The organism is Nocardiopsis sp. TNDT3 (assembly GCF_003427465.1).
GTDB lineage: Bacteria > Actinomycetota > Actinomycetes > Streptosporangiales > Streptosporangiaceae > Nocardiopsis > Nocardiopsis dassonvillei.
Genome location: NZ_QPFC01000585.1, coordinates 1 through 4,426, shown reverse-complemented (window position 1 = coordinate 4,426; position 4,426 = coordinate 1). Strand labels below are relative to the sequence as shown.

The 4,426-nt window shown below is 74.2% G+C and carries 3 protein-coding genes and 1 pseudogene; 2 read left to right on the top strand and 2 right to left on the bottom strand.

Translation table 11 applies throughout. The annotated features are described in order from the left end of the window. The coding region (locus DQW06_RS14985) for a PhoX family phosphatase (RefSeq protein ID WP_157983448.1) at positions 1–1,770 on the top strand (1,770 nt) is incomplete at its 5' end. 111 nt (positions 1,771–1,881) lie between these two features. Here the strand turns inward: DQW06_RS14985 and DQW06_RS14980 are convergent. Together DQW06_RS14980 and DQW06_RS14975 are read right to left on the bottom strand one after the other, a co-directional pair. Further along, complete coding sequence (locus DQW06_RS14980; RefSeq protein ID WP_013153589.1) at positions 1,882–2,331, bottom strand: GNAT family N-acetyltransferase; 450 nt, start codon at positions 2,329–2,331, stop codon at positions 1,882–1,884. Between the two features lie 140 nt (positions 2,332–2,471). Beyond that, entirely contained in the window at positions 2,472–3,752 is a 1,281-nt protein-coding gene (locus DQW06_RS14975; RefSeq protein WP_041552744.1) for an isochorismate synthase MenF, read from the bottom strand. 322 nt (positions 3,753–4,074) lie between these two features. Between DQW06_RS14975 and DQW06_RS14970 the strand changes: the two are divergent. Further along, positions 4,075–4,426 (top strand): annotated as a pseudogene (locus DQW06_RS14970) (glycosyl hydrolase); the annotation flags it as partial.

Here is a 4,426-nt window from a genome sequence, read left to right as displayed (position 1 = left end):
CGCGGCCCCGACCGCCCCCACCCCTCGCCGCGGCCCACCTTCACCAGCGTCCAGCCCAACAACGACGACAAGATCACCATCCCCCGGGGCTACGACCAGCACGTCATCATCCGCTGGGGCGAGCCGGTCCTGCCCGGCGCTCCCGAGTTCGACGTGTACGACCAGACCGCCGAGGCGCAGGCCCAGCAGTTCGGCTACAACTGCGACTACGTCGGCTTCCACCAGCTCGACGACGACCACGCCCTGCTGTGGGTCAACCACGAGTACACCAACGAGGAACTCATGTTCCCGGGGTACGCCGGGGGCGACGCCGCCACCGAGGAGCAGGTCCGCATCGCCATGGCCGCCCACGGCGGTTCCATCGTCGAGCTCCAGCGCGAGGGCCGCACCGGCAAGTGGGTGCTCTCCACGGGCGAGCGCTCCTTCAACCGCCGCATCACCGCCGACACCCCCATGCGCCTCACCGGCCCCGCCGCCGGGCACGACCTGCTCAAGACGGCGGAGGACCCCACCGGCACCCTGGTCAGGGGCATGCTCAACAACTGCGCGGGCGGCATGACCCCGTGGGGCACCTTCCTCACCGCCGAGGAGAACTTCAACCAGTACTTCGCCAACGGCTCCGGGTCCGCCGAGACCAGGCGCTACGGCGTCGGCACCGGTGCCACGGGACGCCGCTGGGAGCGTTTCGAGGAGCGCTTCGACCTCTCCAAGCACCCCAACGAGATCAACCGCTTCGGCTACATCGTCGAGGTCGACCCGCTCGACCCCGGGTCCGAGCCGCTCAAGCGCACCATGCTCGGCCGCTTCAAGCACGAGGGCGCCACCACCCGCCTGGCCGACGACGGCCGGGTCGTGGCCTACATGGGCGACGACGAGCGCTTCGACTACATGTACAAGTTCGTCAGCGCCAAGAAGTACGTCGAGGGCTCCCGGCGCCACAACCTCTCCCTGCTGGACACCGGCACGCTGTACGTGGCGCGCCTGTCCGGCAACAGCCCCGCCGAGGAGTTCGACGGCTCCGGCGCGCTGCCCGCCGACGGCGAGTTCGACGGTTCCGGCGAGTGGGTCGCGCTGTGCACCGACACCGAGAGCTTCGTCCCCGGCTTCAGCGTCGCCGAGGTGCTCATCCACACCCGTCTGGCCGCCGACGCCGTGGGCCCCACCAAGATGGACCGCCCCGAGGACTTCGAGCCCAGCCCGGTCACCGGCAAGGTCTACTGCGCGCTGACCAACAACTCCGCCCGCGAGCCCGGCCAGGCCGACGAGCCCAACCCGCGCGGCCCCAACCGGCACGGCCACGTCCTGGAGATCGTGGAGTCCGGCAACGACGCGGCCGCCACCACCTTCGCCTGGAACGTGCCGCTGGTGTGCGGCGACCCCGAGGACGACGACACCTACTACGCGGGCTTCGACAAGTCCAAGGTCATGCCGATCTCCGCGCCGGACAACCTGACCTTCGACAAGGACGGCAACCTGTGGATCTCCACGGACGGCCAGCCGGGCGCCCTGGGGATCAACGACGGCCTGCACGTCATGCCGGTCGAGGGCCGCTTCCGAGGTGAGCTGAAGACCTTCGCCACCGTCCCGGTCGGCGCGGAGGCCTGCGGCCCCTTCGTCACCGAGGACAGCAAGACGGTGTTCCTGGCCCCCCAGCACCCCGGTGACGGCGGCAGCTTCGAGGCTCCCACCAGCACCTGGCCCGACGGCGAGTTCCCGCGCCCGTCCGTGGTGTGCATCTGGCACACCGCGGGCCGCGAGGTCGGCAGGTAGCCCGGCCGCCCTCCCGCCGGTAGGGACGACGACCACCGGCCCCGGCTTCCATCGTGGGGGCTGCCGGGGCCGGTTCCTCGTGTCCGGGCCCCCGCCCGGGGCGCGCGGGCCTCAGAGAGTCTTCTCGAAGCAGAGCGAGGAGGGCTCGTCGGCGTAGGCGCCGAAACCGGGGATGGGCGTGTACCCCGAACGGGTGTAGAACCGCACCGCGTCGGGCTGCCGGTCGCCCGTCTCCAGGCGCAGGCACTTCCAGCCCCGCTCACGGGCCCACTCCTCCAGGGCCGCCAGGACCAGTGCCGCCGCGCCCGAGCCGCGCCGGTCGGGCCGGACGTACATCCGCTTGACCTCGCCCGCCGCGTCGCCGAGGTCGCGCAGGCCGCCGCAGCCCACGGCCGCGCCCGAGGCGTCGCGGGCCACCACGAACACCGCGATGTCCCCGGCGGAGGGGGCCACCCCCGGCTCGGAGTCGGCGGTGCCGTACCGCTCGGCGATCTCCGCCCGCTGGCCGGCCCGCAGGGCGGCGGCGTCGGGATCGTCCCAGGAAACCTCGTGGACACGCATGGGCGCCACGCTAGCGGCGCCGTGTTTCGCGGCCGTGAAATCCCGTCCGGGCAGCGGCCTCTGTGCGCGGCGTCACCCCCGCTCAGCGCCGCCCGCGCGCGTACCGCGGAGCCCGGCCCGGAGCGCGCTCCCGCCCCGGTTCAGACGGGGTCGGTGAGGGCCTCGCGCATCACCCGGAACTTGGACTCGGTCTCGGCCAGCTCCGACTCCGGTTCGGACTGGGCGACGATGCCCCCTCCGGCGAAGAGCCGGGCGCGCGCGCCCTCCACGCGGGCGCAGCGCAGGGCGATGCCCCACTCGGAGTTGCCCGCGCCGTCCAGCCACCCGACCGGACCGGCGTAGCCGCCCCGGTCCATGCCCTCGGCCTTCGCGATCAGCCGCATGGCCGCCGCGGTGGGGGTGCCGCCCACGGCGGCGGTGGGGTGCAGGGCCGCGACCGCCTCCAGCGCCGAGACCCCGGGGGACAGGCGGGCGCGCACCGGCGTGGCCAGGTGCTGCACGTTGGCGAGCGCGAGCAGGCGGGGCCGGGCGGGCACGTCCAGTTCCTCGGTGAGCGGTTCCAGCGCGGTGCGCAGGGACTCCACGGCCATGCGGTGCTCGTCCACGTCCTTGGCCGAGGTCAGCAGCTCCTCGGCCAGGAGCCGGTCCGCGTCGGGGTCCTCGCCCCGGGGGCGGGTCCCGGCCAGCACCAGCGAGGAGAGCTGGTCGCCCTCGCGGCGCAGCAGCAGCTCGGGGGTGGCTCCGACCATGCCGTCCACCGAGAAGGTGAAACAACCGGGGAACCGCAGCCGCAGCCGCTCCAGCAGGGTGCGCACGTCGATGGGGGCGTCGGCCTCGGCCAGGGCGTCGCGCGCCAGCACGGCCTTGTCGAGCTCTCCCGTGCGGATGCGCTCGACGGTACCGGCCACGGCGCCCATCCACTGCTCGCCGGTCAGCGACCCCGCGCTCCAGGAGAGCGGACCGACGGGCCGCGGCTCCGGCGTCGGGCCGAGCGGCTCGGCCGGGTGCGCCCCGGACGCTTCGGTGACGGTGGTCAGCCAGGAGCGGCCGCCGCGCCGCCCGACCAGCACGCGCGGCACCACCAGGGCCGATCCCGCGGAGGAGGGGGAGAAGGCGAACGTGCCGAACGCGACCGGGCCGGTGCCGGGCACCCCCACCTCGTCGTGGACCTCGGCGCGCTCGGTGAGGGCGTCGACCCAGCGGGCCGCCTCGGTGAAGCGGGTGGTGTCGGTGGGCTCGGCCGATTCGGGCTCACCGTCCAGGTCCAGCCGCGCGGCCTGTCCCCAGCCCACGACGCCCTCGTCGCCGGTCAGCCAGGCCAGGGGGGAGTCCGCGGGCAGGCGGTGCACCAGGCTGGCGGTGTCGTCGCGCAGGGCGACGGTGCGGACGGACAGGCGTGGCGGGCTCAGGAGGGCGTTCACGGTCCCCGAGTCTAGAACCTCGTCTGGGGCGGTGTGTCCGGTATCGGCCGTGGTGGCCGGGGTGCGCACGTGCTCCCTCCCGGGGCGGAGCCGCCGTCGTGAACCGGCCCTCGCCGCCGCCCGGCGGGGACGGTGCTCCGCCGCCGCCCCCGCGGGCGCTCCGTCGACCTGCCGGAACGGCCCTCCGGCACCGGGGGTGCGAGGTTGTCCACAGATTGGCGCAATCGTGTCCGAAAATTGACTGTCTGGCCTACTCTGGTTCGCGGTGCGACGTCACGGTGACGGCGGTGCGCGACCCATCCCCTCAGAGGAGACCTGTTCCATGGATTCAGTGGCCCGTGCCGTGACCCCGACGCGCGCCGCGCTGCGGTGGGCCGCGACGGCCGCCGCGGCCACCGTCCTGCTGGCGGGGTGCACCGGCCGGGGCGCCGACGAGGAGCCACCGGCCGACGGCGCGTCCGGGGCGGCCGCCACCCTGCGGTGCGGGGACGGCGGGGCGCAGCGGCAGATGCGCGGGGCCTGGCTGACCACGGTCCGCAACATCGACTGGCCCTCCGAGCCGGGCCTGTCCGCCGAGGAGCAGAAGGCCGAACTCGACGCCTACCTCGACGACGCCTCCGCCATGGGGCTCAACGCGGTCTTCCTGCACGTGCGGCCCACCGCCGACGCCGTCT

What these genes read in the sequence shown, in the direction of transcription:
- DQW06_RS14980 (WP_013153589.1), bottom strand. Translation starts at nt 2,331, where the DNA reads ATGCGTGTCCACGAGGTTTCCTGGGACGATCCCGACGCCGCCGCCCTG.